This is a genomic window from Galbibacter mesophilus, from assembly GCF_023721415.1.
Classification (GTDB): Bacteria; Bacteroidota; Bacteroidia; order Flavobacteriales; family Flavobacteriaceae; genus Galbibacter; species Galbibacter mesophilus.
In genome coordinates this window covers 440,063-465,284 of sequence record NZ_JAMQVC010000002.1, presented here as the reverse complement: position 1 = coordinate 465,284, position 25,222 = coordinate 440,063, and the positions used below count along the sequence as shown (strand labels likewise).

Sequence of the window (25,222 nt, the reverse complement as noted above, 5' to 3'; positions counted from 1 at the left end):
ATATCTTAATCGGTAATTACGAATATCGGTCCGGCTTTTCTAATGGTTACTCCGCTATCGTTCACATAGTTTAGTACATAGTAATAAGTTCCTGTTGGCAACATTTTATTTCGCTGAATTGTAACACGTCCATCGGAGAAGCCTCTAAATTTCTCGCCTGTGGTATTGTAACCCTCTGTGCGGAAAACCCTAATCCCCCAACGATTGTAAATCTCCAAAGTGTTTTCTGGGTAGCAATCCAATCCATCGATGGTGAGCTCATCAGCAATACCGTCACCGTCTGGGCTTATAATGTCATAAACTATAACTTGACAATCTGTTCTAGGTTCAATATCGATTGTGGTCACATCATCCGGTTCTCCATCACCATCTTGGTCATTGTCAGTCGGATTTATTGGGTCGTCGGATAAATCGCTCACCGTTCTACCTTCCGTATCTATAGCAGTTACCAAGGCTTGGTTTTCTACAAAAGCGTTTTCAACATCTGTTTCGGTAAGCGTATAGGTTGCCGAATAATTAGCACTGTTCTCTGATCCCACAGGCAACATATCGATTGGATTTCCATTTAACGTTACTCCTGGAAGATCATCTGTTAAAGTAACGTCAAAAAGATCTACATCGCCTGTATTTCTAACCGTAAAGGAATAACTAAGCGTTTCCCCTTCTTCTGCTAATCCATCACCATTTTCATCATTGAATACCACTTCTTTCATAAGACTTATGGACGATTGAGCTCCAAAAATTACTTCTGTTGGATCATCATCGATATTTCCATCGGTGTCATCGCCATCATCAGAACGATCTGTAACAGAATCGCCATCTGGATTTTCAGCTTCCGCTACAACATAATTACTTATGCTATTAGAGTTAACATCATTCTGGGAAACGGTATAACTTGCCAAGTAGGTGGCAGTTTCTCCTGCCAGCAAAGTTCCTTCGGAAGACCCTAAACTAGCATTACTGAAAGTCAATGGAACCGTTAAATTTAGAGCGTCCCCATTTCCATTTTCTATTACATCTAATAATTGTAGTCCATCCAATAAAGTTTCACCGATATTTTCAATTGTCACGGTATAATCAATAATATCACCTTGGCTCGGCCTACCATCGCCGTCATCCGTGAAAATAGCTGTTTTTGTAACCTCAACACCACTTACGGGCGGAGCTGGATCTATAGAAATTACTTCAACTTCCGTAGCATCATCTTCGGTATTTCCATCGGTATCGTCGCCATCATCGGAAACGTCACTTATGGTATTTCCGTTGGTATCCTGCGCAGACACGGTAACTGAATTTTGGATGGTTCCCGTAATCGCATCTTCTTCCGTGATAATATAACTTGCCGAATAAGTGGCTATTTCTGTGGCTTGAAGATTTCCTTCGGAAGAATTCATAGTTGCGCCCACAAATGAAGGCCCAAATGTTAACTGAAGCGGTGTGCCATCCCCATCGGTAATGACATCGTCTAAAATAATACCTGACAGACTGATTTCCCCAGTATTTTCTACAGTAATTGAATAATTAATAATATCTCCAACGGTTGTAAATCCGTTTCCATCCACGTCATTAACAGTAGCTACTTTTGTGGCTTCCAAAGAAGCATCACCACGTGGAGGAATAATGGTTTCCGTAGGATCTTCTGGGTCACCATCGCCATCCTCATCTTGATCTGTAGGATTAGAAGGGTCGTCTGAAGTATCAATTATGGAATTTCCGTTAGGATCCTGTCCTTCAGCAATAGCTGAATTAGTAACAAGACCTGCGCTTATATCGGCCTCCGAAACCACATAGGTAGCTGTAAAACTTGCGGTATCAAGTTCACCTGGCGCCAAGCTTATTGGTCCGCCCTGAACAGGGACTAAAACGTCTGTAATGGTTATATTTTCAACGGTTGTATTTCCCGTGTTTTCAATGGTAAAATTATAAGTTATTGTTTCTCCAATATCCGTAAATCCGTTTCCATTCTCATCATTAAAAATACCCGTTTTTTCCAAAGCCAAATTACTTTGTGGACTTAATGGCGTAACTGTCGGTCCGTCCGGATCGGGATCGGTTGGGTCGTTGGTATCCGAAGTATCTTCAACAGGATCGCCATCTGGGGATATACCTATAGCAACTGCACTGTTACTTATACTTCCCGCATCGATGTCTGCTTGCGTAATAGTGTAAACAGCGGTCGCTGTTCCGGTTTCACCAGCGCTTAAATTGCTGGGGACTATTGGTTGTCCGCTAAGCCCAATAATTGAATCATCAATTGTAATTCCGCTAACTGTAACATTTCCAGTATTGGTGACCGTAAACGTATATTCAATGGTATCGCCAGCGTCCATTCTTCCGTCACCACCGTCATTTGTTACCGAAGATTTCACAAACGTAAGTTCTGGGTCACTTGGCAATGGCGTAACTGTTGGCCCGTCGGGATCGGGATCGGTTGGGTCGTCGGTATCCGAAGTATCTTCAACGGAATCGCCATCGGGAGCTGTTCCTGTAGCAATCGCACTGTTACTAACACTTCCCACATCAATATCCGCTTGTGTAACGGTGTAAACAGCGGTCGCTGTTCCGGTTTCATCAGCACTTAAATCATTGGGGATTATTGGCTGTCCGCTAACTCCAATAATTGAATCATCAATTGTAATTCCGTTCACTGAAACATTTCCAGTGTTTGTAACCGCAAACGTATATTCAATGGTGTCGCCAATGTCCATTCTTCCATCTCCGCCGTCATTTGTTACCGCTGACTTCACAAAAGTAAGCTCGGGGTCGCTTGGCAATGGCGTAATTGTCGGTCCGTTGGGGTCGGGATCGGTTGGGTCGTTGGTGTCTGAAGTATCTTCAACGGGATCACCATCTGGGGCTGTTCCTGTAGCAATCGCACTGTTGCTAATACTTCCTGCATCGATGTCTGCTTGTGTAATAGTGTAAACAGCGGTCGCTGTTCCGGTTTCACCAGCACTTAAATCATTGGGAATTATTGGTTGTCCGCTAACTCCAATAATTGAATCATCAATTGTAATTCCGTTCACTGAAACATTTCCAGAATTGGTTACCGTAAACGTATATTCAATGGTGTCGCCAGCGTCCAATCTTCCATCTCCGCCGTCATTTGTTACCGCTGACTTCACAAAAGTAAGTTCTGGATCGCTTGGCAATGGCGTAACTGTTGGTCCGTCGGGATCAGGATCAGTTGGGTCGTCTGTATCCGAAGTATCTTCAACAGGATCGCCATCTGGGGCTGTTCCTGTAGCAATTGCACTGTTGCTAACACTTCCTGCATCAATATCCGCCTGCGTAATTTGATATACACGCGTCGCAATTCCCGTACTTCCAGGAGCTAAGTTGGAAGGTAAAATCGACAAATTGCTTACTCCTAATTGTACATCTTCAATAGTAATTCCGCTAACCGTAACATTTCCAGTATTTGTTACCGTAAAGGTATATTCAATAGTATCTCCAACATCCATCCTTCCATCCCCGCCATCATTCGTTACTGAAGATTTTACAAAAGTAAGTTCTGGATCACTTGGCAATGGTGTAACTGTAGGGTCTTCTGGGTCACCATCTCCATTATCATCAACACCATTTCCATCATCAGAAGTATCTGTAACATCATCTCCATCTGGATCTTGACCCGTGGCGATGGCTTCATTAGTAACGCTTCCAGTATTTAAGTTGTTTTGTGTAATCGTATAAACGGCGGTTACAGTTCCTGTTTCTCCAGAAGCTAAACTCGAAGGCACAAGACTAAGGTTTGTAATGCCTATTTGCGGATCGTCAATTAAAATATTGTCAACAGTAACATTTCCGGTATTAGTTACCGTAAAAGTATATTCAATTGTATCTCCTGCATCCATTCTTCCATCGCCACCATCATTGGTAACTGAAGTCTTCACAAAAGTAATTTCCGGATTCAAACAGAAATCGATAGTTGTTGCGGTATCGTTGGTGGTAGCTGTTCCTGAAATATCGTCAACAGTATTTCCAGCAGGGGAAATTCCAGAAACCAGCGCATTGTTCGCTATGGATCCTAAATCCAAATCTGCTTGTTGAATGGTATAGTTGGCATTGTACACCCAAGTCTCGGTAACATCCAGCACCGAATCGGAATCTGTATCTCCTGAAACAAAATTTATAGGTCCCAGTCCAGATAAATTATCTGTTAAATTAATGGTAGACAAGGATACATTTCCATCATTGGTTACCGTAAAAGTATATGTAATGGTTTCGCCAACATCGGTACAGTTATCACCATCTTCATCATTTTCAACACCTGCTTTAACCAATTTAATGGATGGGTCTGCAATAATTTCTGTCTCCGTTGGATCATTTTCAGGGTCTCCATCTGGATCGGTATCGGCTGGATTTCCGTCATCAGAAACATCTTCAGTAACAATATTATTCGGACTCAAGGTCGTAACTGTTGCACTATTTGAAATACCGCCAGCATCTACATCGCTTTGCTGAATGATGTAACTAGCATTATAAACCGAACTTTCCGAAGGGGCAATAATGCCTTCCGTAGTATTTGTGGAAGCTGTTGCATTAAAAATTGGAGGAGTATTCAATGTTAACAAATTTCCGTTAAAATCTGATAACACATCTTCCAGCACTAAATTTCGTAACGTGACATTTCCAGTGTTCGTAATAGTAATGGTATATGCCACCTCATCGCCTACATCCACGGTTCCATTTCCGTCATTTTGGTTAACCACCGCTTGTTTCAAAGCCACAATGTTAGGACTTTCTGGAATAACTAAGTTTGTTTTGTCGTTCGTCGTGTTTCCATCGGCGTCGTCACCATCATCAGAAACGTCTGACACTTCGGTATTTTGAATGCTGGTTCCTGTTGCTAAAACACTGTTGGTTACTCCGCCTGCATCAATATCTGTTTGTGTAAGGGTATAAGTAGCAATATAGGTAGCAATTTCATTTATTTGTAAAATGCCCTCTAAACTTCCTGAAGTCGAGCTGCTGAAAGTTAGGGCATCGAGTGTTAAATCTTCTCCCCTAGCATCCGTAAATGTATCTTCCAAAGTAATTGAATTCAGAGTCACATTTCCTGTATTGGTTGCGTTAATGGTAAATGTGATTACATCACCAGCAACAGGGTTTACAATAGGTGTAAGTAATTTTTCCACTTCAATGGAAGGATCTTCATCAATAGACGTTTCCGTAGCATCGTCTTCAGTATTGCCATCGGCATCATTTCCGTTGTCGGAAACATCGCTAACTGCAGTGTTAATCGGACTTAACCCTTCTCCCAAAACACTATTTTTAACCCCTCCAACATCAATATCGTCTTGCGTTAAGGTGTAATCAGCTGTATACGTAGCGATTTCATTCGGCAGTAAATCACCTTCAGAACTGCCATTGGAGGCGCTAACAAATGTCGGACCATTATCCAAGACCAAAACAGCGTCCACTGCATTTAAGAAAGTATCCGTTAAAGAAACAGAATTAAGAGTCACATTCCCAGTGTTTTCTACTGAAATTGTGTACGTAATTATATCGCCTGCATTAGTAGTTCCGCTTCCATCCGAATCGGCAACAGAAGCTATCTTAACAACCTCGATATCCGGATTTTCAGGAATTTCAAAATCAGTTGAATCGTCTTCAGTATTTCCATCGGTATCGATACCATTGTCGGAGATATCAGAAACTATACTGGTATCTGGAGCTGTTCCTGAAGCTTCTACACTATTACTTACTCCTGCGGCATCAATCGCTTCTTGGGCAATGGTGTAATTGGCAGTATAAACCGCAATATTCCCCGGTGGCAGCGGATCTGTTTCCGAAGCAATGTCGGATGCAGCAGCAACAAATGTAGGCGCAGTAGTTAAAGTAAGCAGCTGGTTATTACCGTCTACAAAAGTATCTACCAAACTTAGGCTATTCAACGTAACGTTTCCAGTATTGACTACCGTAATGGTGTAGGTAATTACATCGTCTATCCCACCCGTAACACCATCACTATTGGTATCTGCAATTTGCTGTGTTTTCGTAACCTCGATTTCTGGAGCCTGAGTAAATGGCGTCGTTGTTGGTTGATCTCCTGGTGAGCCAGGGTCGCCATCAGAATTATCGGTTACGCTATCACCATCTGGATCAGAGCCACTAACCACTGCTGTATTAATAACTTGGCCAGCGTCGATATCAGCTTGGGTAATAGTGTAGCTTGCTGTAGCTGTCCCCACACCTCCCGGCGACAAGTTGGATGGATTAACACCTAGATTGGAAATACCGAGTGTTGCATCACCAATGGTTAGAACTTCTACAGAAACATTTCCTGTATTAGTAACTGTAAATGAGTATTCTACCGTATCCCCAACATCATCAATTCCGTTTCCGTTAGTGTCTACTACCACTGAAGTTTTTAAAAGCTCAAGCGAAGGTGCTTTTAATAATTCTTCAAAGTGATCATCAGAGGCTGTTACAGCATCATCATTCGGGTCTGTTCCCGCTACCTCAGCTTCATTGGTTACGCCCCCAGCATCCATATCTGCTTGTGTTATGGTATAGTCTACTGATAAAATGGTTTGCTGCATCGGGGCTAATTCCGTATCTAAAAGGGTTAAATCGATTCCAACGGGTAAGAAATCATCTGTTAATTGAAGATTATCCAGCGTTACGTTTCCAGTGTTTTCAACTGTGAAGGTATAAGTAATTATGTCTCCAGAATTTACAACCCCATCCAAATTATCATCAGAATACACTCCTGTTTTATCAAGGGATAAATCTGGTTCTTGAGTAAAGTTGACAATTGTTGGATTGTTGGGTCCATCTAAATTGTTTCCGTTATCTGATAAATCACTGACCTCATTATCTGAAGGATCATCTGCTGTGACTGTTGCTTGGTTTTCAAAAGAGCCGCTATCAATATCATCTTGCGTAATAGTATAATTGAAAGAAGCATCGGTAAAAGTCTCGCTGTCTCCTGGAGCCAATCCAGTTGGGATGGTCAAAGGCACCGTAAAATCAATAATCCCCAGCATTGCATCATTCAGTAAAATATTATCCAGCGTAAGTGCTCCCGTATTCGTTACGGTAAACTCATAACTTATTCCGTCGCCAGCATCTACTCTTCCATCTCCTCCATCATTAACCGTAGCTATTTTCACCAATTCTATTTCCGCTTCGGAAGGAATTAGCGTAATCGTAGGGTCATTTTCTGGGTTTCCATCAAAATTTGTATCAGCATTGGCATCGCCATTATCGGAAACGTCACTTACTGAAACCCCATCAGGATCAGTTCCCGAAACAGTAGCGGTATTTTCCACCTGACCTAAATCGATATCATCTTGAGTTAAGGTATAGGTATACGTTACTAATGCAAAATCGCCTGGAGAAATCGCTGCTGGAGTAACCACCAAATCCCCTGCAGTTGCTCCAAGTCCGACATCCACCAGTGTTAATCCGCTTACCGTTAAATTCCCAGTATTTTCGATACTAAAGGAATAGTTAATTTGATCTCCAGCCTGATAATTTCCATCATTAGTTGGCGCTATAACCTCAAAAGCATCCGATGTTTTTATAAGCGTTAGTTCCGCAGACTTCGTTATTTGCGTTGTCGTTGGTGTATCCGTTCCATTGGTTGGATTGCCATCATCCGAATCATCATTAACCGTTGTTCCCTGCGCGGTTGTTCCTTCAGCAGTTGCGCTGTTAATTACGCCACCTGCATCTATTTCACTTTGTGTTAATAGAAAAGTGGCAAGATATGTGGCAGTTTCTCCCGGAAGCAATGTTCCCTCACTGCTATTTAAAGATGAATCATCAAAAGTTGGACCTGTTGAGAGAGCAAGCACAGCAGCGTCCAAATCCGTTAAAACATCTGTTAGAACAATTCCAGTAATAGTAACATTCCCAGTATTTTCTATCGTAATTTCATAATTAATTATATCTCCAGCATTATCGGTATTGCTATTATCTTCATCTGAAATAATTCCCGTTTTAACCACTTCAATCGAAGGATTTTCGGTAATATTGAATTCCGTTGGATTGTCATTTCCATTGGCTGCTATTCCATCGTCAGATACATCTGAAATATCAGCACCGGTTGGCGGAGAAGCGATAACTAAAACGGTATTGCTTACTCCTCCCGCATTTACCGCTGCCTGTGTAATCGTGTAGTTTGCTGTATACGTAGCAATTTCCGTAGGCTGTAAATTTCCTGCTAAACTTCCATTAGAACTATTTACAAAAGTTGGTCCGCTATTCAGCGAAAGTGTATTGCCTAGAGCATCTGTAAAAGTATCGGTTAATATAACATTACTCAGACTTACATTCCCTGTGTTTTCTACGGAAATGGTATACGTAATTAAGTCATCAACGTTGCCAGAAGTTCCATCGGAATTAGTATCGGCTACCGATTGCGTTTTTAACACTTCAATCGATGGTTCTGCAGTTAACGGAGTAACTGTTGGATTATCACCTGGATCATTAGGATCATCATCAGATTCATCGGTAACAGGATCTCCATCGGGGTCGCTTCCCGTGGCTGTGGCTGTGTTAACGACTTCACCAGCATCTAAATCACTTTGGGTGATGGTATAATTGGCAGTTGCCACACCAATTTCCCCAGGAGCTAGCGTTGATGGCGTAATCCCTAAATTGGAAATGCCGAGCGTTGCATCAGCAATACTTATAATTTCTACGGTAACATTCCCCACATTGGTTACCGTAAAAGTGTATTCTATGACATCTCCAATATCATCTACACCGCTTCCATTTAAGTCGATAATCTCGGAAGTTTTCACCAATTGAATTTCCGAGTCTTTCTCCAATCCTACCACGGTGGCTCCAGTTCCATTATTATTGTTAGAAATGGCAGTTACATCATCACCGTTGGGTTCTTGACCTATGGCTGTAGCTGTATTTGAAATACTTCCTGAATCCAGATCGGCTTGCGTAATGTTATAAGCAACCGTTTGGCTTCCTACAGCTCCTGGATTTAATGTTGCTGGCAATAGAATTATACCTGGAGCGGCAATACCTATTCTTGTATCTTGAATTACAAGTCCGGTAATAGTAACATTTCCCGTATTGGTAACTGTAAATTCATAATTTATTTGATCACCAACATTTACAACTCCATCATTGTTTGTGTCTTCATAAGTACCTTCTTTCAATAATGAAATTTCACCTTCCTGATTAAATTCAGTTACAGTGGGTTCATCGGGACCGGAGGCTGGATTATCATCCGAAGAAATATCAGAAACCTCTTGTCCGTCATCCACACGATCACCAAATGCCGTAGCCGTATTACTTACCGAACCATTATTTATATCTGCTTGGGTAATAACATAATCCGCGTTGGGTGCTGCACCCGACTGATTAGGCCCTAAGGAAGCTGGAGAAACGGCTACATCGGTTAATCCTAGCGGAACATCATCTAAAGTAATATTCTCTAACGTTATATTTCCTGTATTGATTATTTCAAAACTATAGGTAATCGTTTCGTTTACATCTGCTCGGTTATTTCCGTTTTCATCATTAAATACAGCTGTTTTTATAAGTTCTACAGTAGCTTCCGTAGTTAAATTTGAAAAAGTTGGATCATTTGTTCCGTCGGTATCTGGATCAAGGTCTGAATCTGCTGGATTTCCATCATCGGAAACATCAGAAACAATATCTCCATCGGGATCAGTTCCCTCCACAGAAGCCGAATTCGTAATTTGTCCGGCATCCACATCGCCTTGTGTTAGCGCGTATTGAGCAACAACCGTTGCCGTTTCTCCAGGCTCTAAAGAATTTGGAGTAACGGTTAAATCGGTCGTTCCTGGCAGGAAGTTATCTGTTAAGGTAATTCCGTTCACCGTAACATTTCCTGTATTTTCAATCGTAAAATTATACGTTACAACATCACCAATATTATTATCGCCGCTGCCATCTGTATCTGCAATGTTGGTTATTCTTTTTATCAATGTTAGCCCTGCATCTTTCGGAATTTCAGTTGTCGTTGGGTCTTCTCCGGTATCACCAGTTCCGGTATCACCATCATCAGAAATATCATCCACAACCGTTCCCGCCGGACTCGTTCCTTCTGCTAAAACAGAATTTAGGACACCCCCAACATTGATATCATCTTGCGTTAACGTATAATTAGCCGTGTATGTAGCAATTTCACCTACTTGCAAGCTCCCTGCAGAACTTCCTTCGGAAGCACTCACAAAAGTTGGGCCGCCATCCAAGGTTAATGCATTACCGTCAGCATCCGTAAAAGTTTCAGTTAGACTCACTGAATTCAAGGTCACATTCCCTGTATTTTCAACGGTTATCGTGTACGTTATTATATCACCAGCATTGTTTGTTCCACTGTTATCTACGTCATTAATGGAAGCTGTTTTTATTGCCACTACTGAAGGTGTTTCCGTTATGGTAAAAACTGTTGGCGTATCTAAGGTGTCGCTTACCTCAACATTCTCCGGATCTTCTCCCGTGGCTGTCACCTCATTGTTTAGTCCGCCACCATCAATTGCAATTTGCTGAATGGTATAAGCTGCGGTATAGATTGCTATTTCTGAAGGTTGCAAAATGCCTTCCACATTATCGGATGAGGCACTTACAAAAGACGGACCACTATCTAAATTTAAAATCGTACCATCTGCAGCTGTAAACATATCGACTACGGAAACATTGGTAAGTGTGACATTTCCCGTATTGGTAACCGTAATTGTATAGGTAACTACGTCTGAAAGCCCTCCTGTAATTCCATCCCCATTGGAATCGACCACATTTTGAATCTTTGATACTTCAATACTCGGGTCTTTTGTTAGCGGGGTGACCGTAGGATCATCTCCAGCGCCTGTACCGTTATCCGAAACATCGCTTACGCCTACTCCGTCGGGATCTAAACCACCAACGGTGGCTGTATTTGTAATCCCGCCAGCGTTCACATCTGCTTGGGTTATGGTGTAATCACTTGTAACACTTCCTGTTGCTCCGGGCGCTAAGGCTGCTGGAATTACACCCAGATTCGTGATTCCTAAAGTTGGGTCGTTAATGCGGAGTGTGTTAACAGTTACATTTCCTGTATTTTCTACGGAAAATGTATAGGTTATAACATCGCCTGCATCATTTGATCCGCTTCCATTGGTGTCTGCCAACACCGCCGTTTTTGTAAGCTCGAGAATTGGATTCTTAGGTAAATCAACAATAGTTGCTCCCGTTCCTGTACCGTTATCGGAAGTTGCGGTAACATCATCCCCTTCCGGATCTTGACCTGTTGCCAAGGCCGTATTGGTAACATTTCCATCGTTTACATCAGCTAAGGTGATAGTATAAACCACTACAGAAACAGCTGTTTCCGAAGGAGCCAAAGATGTAACTACTGTAGTTTCGGTGGCATCTGTATAAATTGGTTCGTCGGTAATTCCAATTCTGGCATCATCAATAGAAGTATTATCAACGGTTACATTTCCTGTATTTTCCACCGTGAATGTGTATGTAATTATATCTCCCACATTTACAAGTCCGTCGCCATTATCGTCGCTATAAACGCCTTGTTTAATAAGGGATAATTCGGCATTTTGATCAAATTCAACAACCGTAGGATTATCTGGACCGTTGGTTGGATTCCCATCATCGGATGTATCGCTAACATCCGTTCCGTCATCACTGCGTTCCCCTGTTGCAGTTGCCGTATTCGAAAACAAACCTGCATCGATATCAGCCTGTTGAATGGTATACGTTTGATCTGGAATGGTTCCCGAAACGCCTATCGGTAAATTCGTTGGCGTTGTTGCCAATGCAGTAACTCCTAACGCGGGATCATCGACAGTTACATTTTCAACCGCAATATTTCCAGTATTGGTAACCGTAAAAGAATACGTAATTGTTTCCCCCTGTTGGGCAAAACCATCCCCATTTTCATCATTAAACACCCCTATTTTCACCAATTCAATTTCAGCAATCGTTGTTAAGTCAACAATAGTAGGATCGTTTTCAGGATTACCGTCGTTGTCATCATCAGCGACTTCATCACCATTATCAGAAACATCTGTAACCACATTACCATCTGGATCATTCCCTGAAATAGTGGCTGAATTGGTTACATTCCCCGTATTTATATCTGTTTGGACTAAAATATAATTTGCTGAAAAATTGATGATTTCACCTGGCGCTATGGAAGTATCCGGTAAAGTTAGATTTGTGGAGGCTGGAAGAAAATTATCCGTTAAAACCAATCCATCGATTGTTACATTCCCCGTGTTTTCTATGCTGAAAGTATATGTAATTCGGTCGCCGGCAGTATCGTCTCCACTGCTATCTAAATCCACTACATTGCCCGCTGTTTTTATCAACGTTAAAGATGGATCTTCGGTAATTAAAATTTCGGTCGGATTGTCGTCGCCATTTCCAGCCACACCATCATCAGAAACATCGGAAACATTGGTTCCTTGTTCGGTAATACCGCTTGCTGTTGCCGTATTACTTATTCCTCCAGCATCTACATCCGCTTGCGTAAGGGTATAAGTTGCTGTATAAGTTGCAATTTCCAACGGAGCCAAACTCGTTGCCGTGCCATTTCCGGTAGCACTTACAAAGGAAATCGGGGTTGACAGACTTAACGTATTTCCTTCAGCATCTGTTAAATCGTCAGAAATTAATAGGTTAGAAACGGTTACATTTCCAGTATTTTCAAGCGTAAAAGTGAATGTAACAATATCTCCTGCATTATTGGTATTGCTATTGTCTTCATCGCTTACTGCCGCTAGTTTTACTAGTTCAATTTCCGGAGCTTCCGTAATATCAAAATCCGTTGGGTCGTCTGTGGTGTTTCCATCCGCATCATTTCCGTTATCGGACACATCCGAAACTTGGGGAACATCAATTCCATTTCCAGTTGCCGTAGCAGAGTTACTAATTCCGCCGGCATCTATATCACTTTGGCTAAGCGTATAGCTAGCTGTGTAAGTTGCAGATTCGTTTACTTGTAGCGTTCCCTGCGGACTACCGAGCGTGGCACTTCCAGCAACGTAAGTCGGACCACTATCCAAGCTTAATGTATTCCCTAAAGCGTCTGTAAGAACGTCGGTCACGGCAACACCTGTAAGTGTTTCTTCACCATTGTTAGTGACCAAAATGGAATATATAACTACATCGCTAGGATTGGTTGTTCCACTACCGTCGGTGTCTGCTATAGTTTGTGTTTTGGTGGCCTCAATACAGAAATTTTGTACGGTTATAACAAGTGGATTGGGCGCTGTACAACCTTGATCATCTGTAACCGTAACAGTATAATCTCCTGCCGCTAAGCCAGTAAACACGCCCGTGGTATTACTTGCCCCAGTGTTTAGTTCGTAAACAAATCCACTTTCGGATCCTCCTTCAGCTACGACAGTAAATGCGCCGATATTTTGATCGATACAAGTAACATTTTGTTTTGCTGAAATCGTTTCAGTCAGCATAATTACATCAGGTTCGGTAAGGGTGGTGCTTAATGCAATTGGATTGGTACAGCCATTGGCGTCGGTAATTACTACGGAATAAGTCCCGGCTGAAAGTCCGCTTAAATCTTCATTAGTTTCCTGTCCGGTCGGAATTATACCTCCATTTGAAGCCGTCCATAAAAAAGTATAGCCGCCAGTTCCTCCTGATGGTGTAGCATCAATCGATCCACTGAAATCTCCATTACAGGTAAGATTAACAGGTGTTAAAGTCCCAGAAACCACCGATGTTGGTTCAGCAATCGTAACACCAATTGGATTTAGATTTGTACAACCGTTTGCATCCGTAATTGTTACCGAATAGCTTCCTGCCGTTAGGTTAGTAGGATCTTCCGTTACTTCCAATCCATTAGGAATGTTACCATTGGTAGTTGTCCACAGATATGTGTAAGGCGCCGTGCCTCCCGTGGGTGATAAATCAATAGATCCGCTAGCGTCTCCATTACATAAAACATCTGTTGCGGTAACCGTTGCAGAAACAGGAGCAGCGGGTTGTGTAATTATAATATCATTCGGCGTAAAAGTACAACCATTGGCATCGATAATAGTTACAGAATAGGTTCCAGCCGCAAGTCCTGTTAAGTCTTCATTGGTTTCCTGACCTGTAATATCTGCTCCGGAAGGTGACGACCAAGCAAAAGTATAAGGAGCAGTTCCACCCGAAGGCGTAATATTTATTGCTCCCGTTGAATCCCCAAAACAAGCAACATTTGTTTGGCTAATCGTTGATGTAATCGGGTTGCTAGGTTCAGAAACCTGAACACTAATAGCGTTTGGATTAGTACATCCATTAGAATCTGTTATTACCACGGTGTAGGTTCCGGCTACCAATCCCGTTAAATCTTCATTTGTATTTTGTCCTGCGGGAATAGTTCCATTTGTAGTATTCCACGCAAACGTGTAAGGAGCTACTCCACCAGCAGGAGTAAGGTCTATGGATCCAGTGGAATCGCCATTACACAAAACATCAGTCGAAGTTGTTGATCCTGAAACTACTGCCGCAGGTTCAGTTATTGTTACCGAAATAGGTGTAGGATTGGTACAGCCATTCGCATCGGTTATTACTACGGAATACGTTCCTGCAGTAAGGTTGGAAATATCCTGATTATCTTCTTGACCAACTGGAATGATGCCATCTGTTGTTGTCCAAGCATAGGTATAAGGAGATGTCCCTCCAGCAGGCGTTAAGTTAATAGCTCCGGAATTATCACCATTACAAAGAACATTGGTTTGTGTAAAAGTTCCTGAAACGGCGGCAGTCGGTTCATTTATGGTAATATTTGTGAGCGTTTCAACACATTGGGTATCAAGATCGGTTATAGTTACAAAATAGTTTCCAGCGACAAGTCCTGTTAAATCTTCATTAGTTTCTTGTCCTGCCGGAACAACACCACCATTACTAGCAATCCAGGAGTATTGAAAATTTCCATTTTCACCCGTTGCAGAAATATTAATAGCGCCATTGGCTTCACCAAAACAAGTAACGTCCGTAGTGGATGTCACCACTGCATTTAAATCGGAAATGTATTCGGGAACTACTGTTAGAACGACAGGTACGGTTCCGCTACAAATTGTAGGATACTGAACCGAAGTGATAGTGATATCTGCATATTGCGCGGGGATTAACCCATTTATAGTTAAACTTCCATCAATCTGAGTGGGAATACTAACATTGGTAACTGCGGCACCATTTTGTAAATAGGAAACCAAATAATTAGTACTTGGTAATAAATTTCCACCGTTAACAGTTATAAATCCATCATTAGCGGGTGAACAAGTTGATGGGGCGAACGGCGTTGCTATCAAAGTAGTTTCATCGATTTCGCAACAAGCATCCGAAATACTATTATCAATCCATTCATTGGTACTTGGTGGATTACAACCAATTGCAGTAACTAGTCCATCTGGATCCACATCTGCGGTGGTTACCGTAGAAAAATCCACGGTATTTACATTCACTTCCGCATATTCGGCCTCTAAACCATCCGGACAGGTATCGCCATCACTATCTAAATCTAAATAATCTGGTATTGTATCGCCATCAGTATCAATAGGTGTTATTTCGCCAGCGCTTGATTCTCCTGTTTCACATAAAGTAGTGGGATCGATTACATCACCATCGCTATAACTACAATCAATAATTGAATTATCCCCTAGCGCTTCAATCGTATCAGGAATTCCATCATTGTCGCTATCTAGATCTAAATAATCAGGAATTCCATCGCTATCGGTATCTACGGTTTCATCGCCTTCAACGGCATCAAAAATACCATCATTATCGCTATCTACATCATCTTCATCTGGAACACCATCCCCATCGGTATCTGTTAACGTATTATCAAAACAATCGCAAGTATCCCCTATTCCGTCGCTATCAGCGTCTGGATCCAACGTTTGGGCATTACCTATATTTTGACCAGCACCAGCAATGATTGGAACTCCATAACTTGGACTCGTTGGATTTGTATCCACATCATTTCCCAAATTTAATTCTACCGGTGCTCCGTAGCCATTAAACTCGTCCCCAGAATTACCTCCGTCGATGTTTGATGTGGTTAAATCATTTCCTACAAAACCTCCATCACCTTCAAAAGCATCGCTACAACCATCCCCATCGCTATCTAAATCTACTTGATTAAAAATTCCATCTTGGTCTTCATCGCACATTAAAGGTCTAGAAAGTACAGTAAGATCTTGAATTCCTACCCCTAAATTACCACCTGATATGTATCTTTCAGCAGTGAAGGAAATGGATGAAATATTCTCGAATACCAACCCAAATCTAGAGAATGAATTTGGACCATTGGTGTCAAAATCGTTTCCATTACCAGTTGTTATGTAAATTCCATTGATTGGGTCTGTGGAAATGGTATAATTACTTTCAACAGGTGGTTCTATTATTTCGTTAGGTGCTACGGAAAAGTTACCCGTAGTTTCCGTAACGTCCAGATCGTATAAGGTTAGTTCGAAAAAATCCACGACCACCGGGTTATTCGTTCCTGTTTCAAAGAACTCGAAAGTAACATTAGATCTTCGCAGGGCATTTGGTAGGGACGATGAAATAATACTTGGACTATTAATGTTAGAAGCATCACCTATACCAAACTGATTATCATCAGCATTATTAAGAAAACCAGATGTTCCCGTTGAGGTCGCCACGATATCAAACCCATAACCTCTAACATTGGTGACTATTATTTGATTGGGACTATCACTAGAGGTAATGTTTTCTATGGCTCTAGATATAGTTACGGGAGTACATTCTTCGGTATCCAAAATACCGTCATTATCATCATCTAAATCGGCCACATCCCTTATTCCATCGGCATCTGTATCTAAACAAGCATCGATCGAAGTATTTACACCATACTCTAAATAGGTAGAGGTGTAATTAATTTCTCCGGAATCACTTACTGTTTCCAAAGTATTCGCAAGTCCGTTAGTGCCAACAGCTGTACTTGGAAACTGGAAATCTGGACTGTCGTTCGTAGTTGCCCCAGATTCAAAAGCATCAGAACAGCCATCACCATCACTATCAAGGTCGAACTGGTTTAAAACCCCATCTCCATCCAAATCGCATGCAATGGTTGCAGTACTCAACTCAAGGCCTCTAACCCATATAATTAATGAGCGATCGTCTGGTATTTCTCCAGAATTAAAGGTATATCTTTGAAAGTTTGTTGATGGAATCCAATGGAACCCATTAACGTTACCAACGGTATGAAAAACACGGGCGTCTAGATTTGTTGGGTTCTGAGCGGATGTTCCATTTGCAGTTAACCACTGAGCATTATCTCCAACCCAATCATCATTTGCTGCATTGTTATTTCCTACTTGAAATGTGGTATTGGAATTTACTCGATCTATAATTACTTGATTATTGGTTGTAGCGTCTAGAAATCCGACATTATCAGAGATTCTTACTTCTTCTATATTCTCTAAACTAGCTAAGGTTATCGGATTTAAAATACCTCTATCAATTCTATTTAAAGAAGTACCTTGTGGCAAAGACCCTACACCATTACCGAAATCTCTAGCTATCTGAATAAAACCATTAGAATCTACAAACGTTGAAAAAGCATTTCCATTGATTTCAAAATAATAAATCCCTTCTGCAGTAACACTCCTCGCCTGGCTTATGTTAATAAAAGGGGTGTCTTTTGTTAATCCATCTGGGCAAGCTTCTTCTTTATCTAAAACTCCGTCATTGTCATCATCAATATCTATAAAGTCCAGTATTCCATCCCCATCAAAATCCAAGCAAATGCCAATATTTGCGTCAAGTCCAAACTGGGTAAACGTACTAATATAGTTTAGATTGCCACTTGTTCCCTCTTCCACTTCATCAGCAAGACCATTCCCATTAACATCAGTACTGGCTCCACCAGCGATATCAAAAATAAATTCTGGTGTGAGATTCGTGGTAGCACCAGCTTCAATAGCATCACTGCAGCCGTCTCCATCTGCATCGGGATCCAAATGATTTAATAAACCATCGTTATCAATATCACAATTTCCGTTTCCTACACCAAAGACGGGGCTTCCTCCTTTCACCCATAAGCTCATATAATCATTATAGGCTATCTCCGTATTTGAGTTTTCAACGGCTTGACTATTTGTAATTGGTTTCCACAACATTCCATTAGCATTGCCTGAAGTATGAATAATGGTTTGGTGTAATTCTCTTTGATTAACAGGGGTATTACTGGATGCATTTACCGTAATTACTTGAGCATTCGAACCTGTCCAATTATTATTAATTCCATTGGTGGCCTGTCCGATATGTAATGTTTGGTTGTTCACCAATCTATCAATTATGGCTGCTTCAGTAGTAATAGCATCCAAAAAACCTCCACTATCGTTAATTCGTACTTCTTCTATCCCTGTTAGGGATGCTAAAATTTGAGGGTTTAAAATTCCCCTTTCAAGATTATTTATAGAATTTCCTTGTGGAAGAGTACCTACACCATATCCGTAGTCAACTGCTATTTTAACATATCCATTTTCATCGACAAATGTGGAAAATTCATTTCCATTAAGACGGAAAAAATAAATTCCTGGGGAAGTTATTCCACTTGCTTGGGAAATATCGGTAAAAGGCGTGCCTAAAGAAAGTCCATCCGAACAGCTTTCCTGAACATCCAAAACACCGTCATTATCATCATCTAAATCCGTTATATCAAGTATCCCATCACTATCAGAATCAATGCAGTATCCTGTTTTATTGTCTAAGGCATATTGAAAATAAGTTGAAGGATAATCTACTTGCCCGTCACTATTTGTATCAACGGCATCCACAAGGCCATCTCCGTTACTATCGATATTTGGAAATTGATAATCGGTGGTTGTATTTGTAGTTGCTCCAGACTCTAAAGCATCACTACAGCCATCACCATCGCTATCGAGGTCGAATTTATCCTGAATTCCATCCCCATCCGTATCGCTATAACACATGGCCAAGGCAATTCTAAATGGGTTAACGGTATTGGCATCCCCCCCTTGGCCGAAAGGCAAAGTATAGGTGATTTTAATGCTTGTTGCTCCCGAAGCTACTTCAAACTCACTTCGAAATCCGCATGAATTGAACCCGCCAGAACCTGGTCTTGGCATAATATAAGTATGAACATCTTGTGTTGCATTCACATTTACATTTGGTTGCCTAAAGCTCCCTATACCGCATACATTTGCAAAAGGTAAAGCCTCACTAAAAATAGGACCATCCCCTGTAACTTCGATAACCATCTGCTCGTTTATACTATTACCTGCAGTATTTCTGCTGAATAAATTACTTTCAGAAACAATAGAAATAGTACCTGGCAGTACAGAACCTACGAAGGAAATAGTGTACGAATTGGTTGCTCCATTGAAAGTGGTTAAGAAATTTGTGAATTGTCCATCCGTTTGAAATTCTGGTGGGAAAAAGAAATTTCCCTCCGGCTCTACCAAGACATCAAAGCCATTTACGCCCCCAACATTAGTAAATAAAGTAGACTCTCCTGGCGTGAAATTAATATTGTTCATTAAATTAAGTAGATCTGCATCTACCGTAATATATTCGGTACACTCTTTCACGTCTGGCACACCATCGTTGTCATCATCTATATCTATAAAATCTGCAATACCATCGTTATCAAAGTCATTGCAAATTTCAAAAAATGGATTTACTGCATAACTTTGGTAAGTTGATACATAGTTAATTGTACCTGAATCCGGTGCAGTTTCAACCACATTTGGAAGTCCGTTTACGCCAACTCCCGTTGTGGGAAACTGAAAATCCGTAGTTAAGTCCGTTGTAGCTCCTGCTTCAAAAGCATCGCTACAGCCATCGTTGTCGCTGTCGAGGTCTAAGCGGTTGGGATTACCATCGTTGTCGGTGTCCAAGTCTGTACATCCAGATTCATCACCAAAGAAAATATTAATTCCATTGGCATCTGTTATTGTATTTCTTCCTTGAGCATGATACTCGAAAACTAATTGATCGATTTGCGAACGATAAAATAGACTTGCAGTTGAATTGGCCAAATTTGTATTTGCTGAACTACTGGAGAAAAACCGTGTGGTTGCATTGTATGAAACTTGACTTCCAGTGGTTTGCGATGTTAAAGGCACTTGCACACCTTGATAAAATGCGGTAACTCTTACATTTTCATCCGTAGGGATAATTCCAGCTCTGGTAATATTCCAAATGGTAAATTCAAAATTGCTGACTGGTTGAGAAAAGTTCATTGTAGCAATTGCGGGAGCCGCAGCACTAGCTTGCGTATTTGACCTAAGTGTAACTACATCCCCGTTAGAGGAAAGTCCATATTGGGTTTGCGGTCCCATTTGCGCACCATTTAAAGGAAAGACATTACCAGATGCCGAGGTTGTTACTGTGGCTCCCGATTCCGTTAATAAAGGAGTTGTAACCCCATTAAGATTATTTTGTACTGTAAAGTCAAACAAAGGCTGCGCGCAAGACTGCTCATCTAAATCTGGCACTCCATCATTATCGTCATCTATATCATTTATATTAGCAATACCATCGCCATCGAAATCGTCATTGGGGCCGGTTTGTAAAGAAAACGGATAATCTGGAAAGCTCAAAAAACCTCTACTTTCTCCAACTTCTAAATCCCAATCTCCTCTTTTCCCAGTAATATCATTAGAAGCAGCTATGGAAACATTTAGTTGATTTTCCAAATACTCCACGGCTTCCTTTCCTATCGTTCCTTCGGCAAATTCACATCCGTAGAAGTTAATGTGCTTAATTTCTTCAGGCTCTAAGAGTATATTATTTCTTAGGAATTCCGCAATTTCATATTTATTTAACCAATTACCGTTTATATATAGATACCCAGGTTTTCCGTGGGAGAAAAATTGAAATACTGAATCATATTTTACGGGAACATCAAAGACGTGAGCATCCTCTACAGCAGAATCAATATAAATATTGACCGAAGTAGACAAATCACTTTCAATAGTTTTTGCATCACTTTTTTGGGGGAAGAAAAAGCATACGAGAAGGCTTGGGAGGATACTTAAAAGTAAAACTCCTCTCATACAATTTTTTTTCTAAGGGTACACCCTGAGCCTCTTAAAAATCATTCCCACAGCTTTTCAAAATTCTGAAGAAATATCTATAAGTTTAGTGCTATCAATAAGTTAAATCAAGAAATATTATTCTAAATATAGTAAATATTTTTATATTTTCCTGTCCCAACCTGTTCTCAATAAGAATTTTATATGAAAAAAAATTCGTTGCAGTAAATCTATAAACTAAAAGTAATCCACATCGTAAATTAAATTTAACGCATTCATTTATGGATTTTTAATCCCAATCTATAATCACTTTTAAGCTGTCCTTATCATCTCCCCTTAAAATAGCTTCCTTTATTTGATTCTGTTTAAAAATTTCGTCCGGACGTGTCATTTTATGCAGATTGGGCAACTGATCATTCAGCAACATTTCATATGCTAAGTTGATACCATGCATGGAAGAGCCGTGTGTGGCTTGGTAACATTGTAATTTATAATGGATATCGTTGTTTAAATCCACGTTCCTCATAATAGCAGGTTTTCCTTCCGGACCTTTAACCCCAGCGTGTGCATCCAACACGGTATTGTACCCCATTAACTTGGTTGCGAGCTCGTAACCCGCTTCATGCGGCACGTTCATCATTATAAAGTGGGGTTCATTGAAAGGTCTACACTCTTTAAAAATTTTTTCTTCAATATCATTATCCCACAAAAGTCCTACCGTAGTTTCGTCCCCAAAATCATCGAGTACTCTTTGTAACCGTTCTTCTCCCCTATTAACCAGAATTATTTTTCTGGCCTTCATTGCCTGTGCCACTTGAAGCGCATAAGTACTTTGGGAGCCGGCGCCAATTAGCACTACTACCCTATCGGTTATACAATTATTTACACGAGTCATTCCCTCTAAACAACAAGCTAAAGGCTCCAATTGAGAAATGTAGTTTTTGGGTATCCTTTCTGGAAATTTTTTTATAGGTCCTAATTGCACAAACCAATCAGGTAACACGGCATGAGTCCTTGCAAACCCTGGAAATTCATGTCCAGTAGCATGGGTATTAGGGCAACTGGTCCAATCTCCCGTTCCATTTTCGCCACAATAAATGCAGTCTTTATCCCCACACGGTAAATCACAACCTATTCCTAATAAATCACCTGGTTGAAATTTTGAAACATTTTCGTCAACGGCCACCACTTCACAACATACTTCATGAAGTATCACAGCGGGCCACTGCTTAATTCGCTGCAATCCCTTTTTATAAATGATAACATCTGATTTACAAATGGATGTACGCTTTGTTTTTACTAATATTTCACCTGCGTTTAAAGTAGGTATTTCATTTTCCTTTGCTGAAAATTCACCTCCCGGTTGGTCCAAAAAGTAGGTAGTGGCCTTCATCCTATTTATCTTTATTTTTAATTAGTTCTTTTAATTGGGTGTAACCCTCTTCTCGAGAGATTTCTTTATTAAATACTGAAGAAGTTCCCAGCACCAAAACATCAGCCCCGTAATTGATCATGGTTGGAATGTTTTCCCAACTTACATTTCCATCCACTTCTATCTTAAACGAATAGCCTTTCGAATCTCTTATTTTTACCAAGTCCTTAATTTTCTCTAAACAAAACGGAAGTAATTTTTGTCCAGCAAAACCGGGATTAACCGTCATAATACATACGAGATCTACCAACGGTAATAAATGTTCTACCGTACTTAAGGACATGCCAGGATCTATCGCTATCCCAGGTTTGCAACCCATTTCTCTAATTCCGTTGATCGTTCTAACTGGATGCTTGGAGGTTTCAGGATGAATCGTTATAATACTTCCTTTGTGTTTCGCAAATAAACCAAAAGAGCGATCTACATTGTCCACCATTAAATGAAAATCCAACGTTATATTAGAATATTGATGCATTGCGTAGGCAAAATCAGTTCCTAAAGTAAAATTGGGCACATAACTGCCATCCATAATATCCATATGCAGGTAATCTATAGAATGCTTTTTCATTAAATCCAACTCTTCGGATAGATTTAAAAAATCTACACACATTAAGGATGGTGAAAATTGTACAGGTTTCATAAGTTTTGCTTTAGTAAAGTCAATTAACGTCTTAATATCGCAATGACTTTTTATCACAAGTAATGTTTTTCAGAAATCAAATTTAATCAAAAAATGATTAAATTTGATTTAAATTTTAAAAAAGTGATTATTTTGAATACTTTTGTATTTTAACATACTTTCAATTTTTATACTATGAAAGCACTTGTCTTGGAATCAAACGGACAATTAAAGGTTCAAAAAGAATACCCAAATCCTACTAAATTAAACAGCGACTACATTTTAATAAAAGTAGTTGCCTGTGGAATTTGTGGATCTGATTTAGTTCGGGGATTTCATAATGGTGCCTACTTCTATCCACTTATTATGGGACATGAGTTCAGTGGTATCGTAGCTGAAGACAAGCCCGATAGCAACTATAAAAAAGGAGACCGCGTAGCGGTGTTTCCCCTAATCCCCATAAATAAAAACGAAAAAGCTTACCAAACTGGCGATTATGCCCAATTGAAAGAATACAATTATCTTGGAAGTCGGTCAGATGGTGCTTTTTCAGAATATGTTTACGCACCTGTAGAAAACTTATTTCCTGTTCCAGAGCATGTCGATAGTATTCATGCCAGCATGACCGAACCTGCTGCGGTGGCATTACACGGAGTTAGGAAAATGCATATAAATGTCGGTGATAATGCCGCGGTAATTGGTGGCGGCCCCATTGGGAATATGACCGCCCAATGGCTTCGCATCCATGGTTGTAATCAAGTTTTTGTTATAGATGTGGATGAAAAAAAATTAAATTTAGCCTCAGAAATGGGTTTTCATACCATTAATGCTGCCAAAGAAAATGTTGCTGAAGTCATATCAGAAAAAACGCAGGGAGAAGGAGTTAAAAAAGTAGTTGAAGCTTGTGGATTACCAAAGACTTTCCTTCAAGCGCTGGAAATCGCTTCTCGGTCTGGTGAAGTGGTATTTATGGGAAATATTCATGGTACTTTTACGATGGAGGAAAAGGACTTTTCCAATATTTTAAGAAAAGAACTTACCATTTACGGTACCTGGAACTCGAAAACCATTCCAACAGGAGAAGATGATTGGAGCACAGTTTTAAAATACATGGATAAAGAGTTACAAGTAGCTCCACTAATTTCCCACATAATTAGCATAGAAGAAGCTCCAAAAATGTTCAACGACATGGTGGCCAAAAATATTTATTATAACAAAGTAATCATTAATCCTACTCTTTAATTTTTTTAAAATCAATGATTGAAATCGGTATAAAATCAGACCCTATTCAATATCGTTACAGTTTTGAATGGCTTTTTAATTTAATGAATAAAAATGGTATTAAATACCTTCAGCTAGGAAGCTTTTTTGAGCTCTATTCAGTAAACGATGATTACTTTCTTGAACTAAAATCCTTGGCCAATCAGAAAGGAATTATAATAAAAAGTGTTTTTACAGCACATCGGGAACTTGGTGGATTTTTTACCAACAATCAACATTTAGAAAAGGTGGCCCGCAGTAATTTTGAGCGGCTCATACACGTAGCTTCCCTTTTGGGTGCCGATTATTGCGGCTCTAATCCAGGTGCGGTTTACCGAGATAAATTTGAAGAGAAGGATAAGGGAATTCAATGTTACCTTTCCCACATGAAGGAGTTGAGCAGTTACGCCAAACAAAAAGGATTGAAAGCCCTAACCATGGAACCTATGTCGTCTTTGGCAGAACCGCCCACCACTCCAAACGAGATGGACTTTTTTATAAATGAACTTCAAACCCACCACTCCCAAAACCCAAACACAACCGTTCCAACCTATCTGTGTGGCGATATTAGCCACGGACTTTGTAATAGCAAGAAAGAATTGGTGCACTCCAATATAGAATTGTTCAAACATGGATTACCTAAAATGGCTGAGTTTCATTTTAAAAATACCGATTCCTATTTCAATTCTACTTTTGGTTTTTCTTCGGAAGAAATAAAATCGGGTATTATCGATTTAACTGAAATAAAGTCCATTTTGGAATCATATTCAGAATCAATTCCAGTTGATGATATGATAGGTTATTTAGAAATTGGGGGACCCAAAACAGGAAGGGATTATTCTGATAATTTGCTCGAAGATGCATTAAGCGTTTCACTTCAAGCCATTAAAAAAGTTTTTGTTTAAATATTTAATAAGGTACTTTTATATTCAAACAAACCAA

At 40.3% G+C, this 25,222-nt stretch carries 5 protein-coding genes; 2 read left to right on the top strand and 3 right to left on the bottom strand.

The features are described from left to right. Positions 1-5: 5 nt before the first annotated feature. The 3 genes from NDQ75_RS08850 to rpe all read right to left on the bottom strand — a co-directional run bounded on the left by NDQ75_RS08850 (position 6) and on the right by rpe (position 23,041). Positions 6-20,990: a DUF7507 domain-containing protein gene (locus NDQ75_RS08850; RefSeq protein ID WP_202027114.1), complete on the bottom strand. Its 20,985-nt coding sequence runs from the start codon at positions 20,988-20,990 to the stop codon at positions 6-8. Between the two features lie 268 nt (positions 20,991-21,258). Further along, the gene (locus NDQ75_RS08845; protein WP_202027113.1) at positions 21,259-22,362 is read right to left on the bottom strand and encodes an alcohol dehydrogenase catalytic domain-containing protein; all 1,104 of its coding nucleotides are present in this window, start codon (positions 22,360-22,362) and stop codon (positions 21,259-21,261) included. Position 22,363: 1 nt separating this feature from the next. Continuing rightward, positions 22,364-23,041 carry a ribulose-phosphate 3-epimerase gene (gene rpe, locus NDQ75_RS08840; RefSeq protein ID WP_202027112.1) on the bottom strand — a complete coding sequence of 226 codons (678 nt, stop codon included), beginning with the start codon at positions 23,039-23,041 and terminating at the stop codon, positions 22,364-22,366. Positions 23,042-23,215: 174 nt separating this feature from the next. Here rpe and NDQ75_RS08835 point away from each other — a divergent pair, with 174 nt between their 5' ends. Then, the gene (locus NDQ75_RS08835) at positions 23,216-24,262 is read left to right on the top strand and encodes a galactitol-1-phosphate 5-dehydrogenase (protein WP_202027111.1); all 1,047 of its coding nucleotides are present in this window, start codon (positions 23,216-23,218) and stop codon (positions 24,260-24,262) included. Positions 24,263-24,276: 14 nt separating this feature from the next. Then, positions 24,277-25,185 carry a TIM barrel protein gene (locus tag NDQ75_RS08830; RefSeq protein ID WP_202027110.1) on the top strand — a complete coding sequence of 303 codons (909 nt, stop codon included), beginning with the start codon at positions 24,277-24,279 and terminating at the stop codon, positions 25,183-25,185. Positions 25,186-25,222 lie beyond the last annotated feature (37 nt).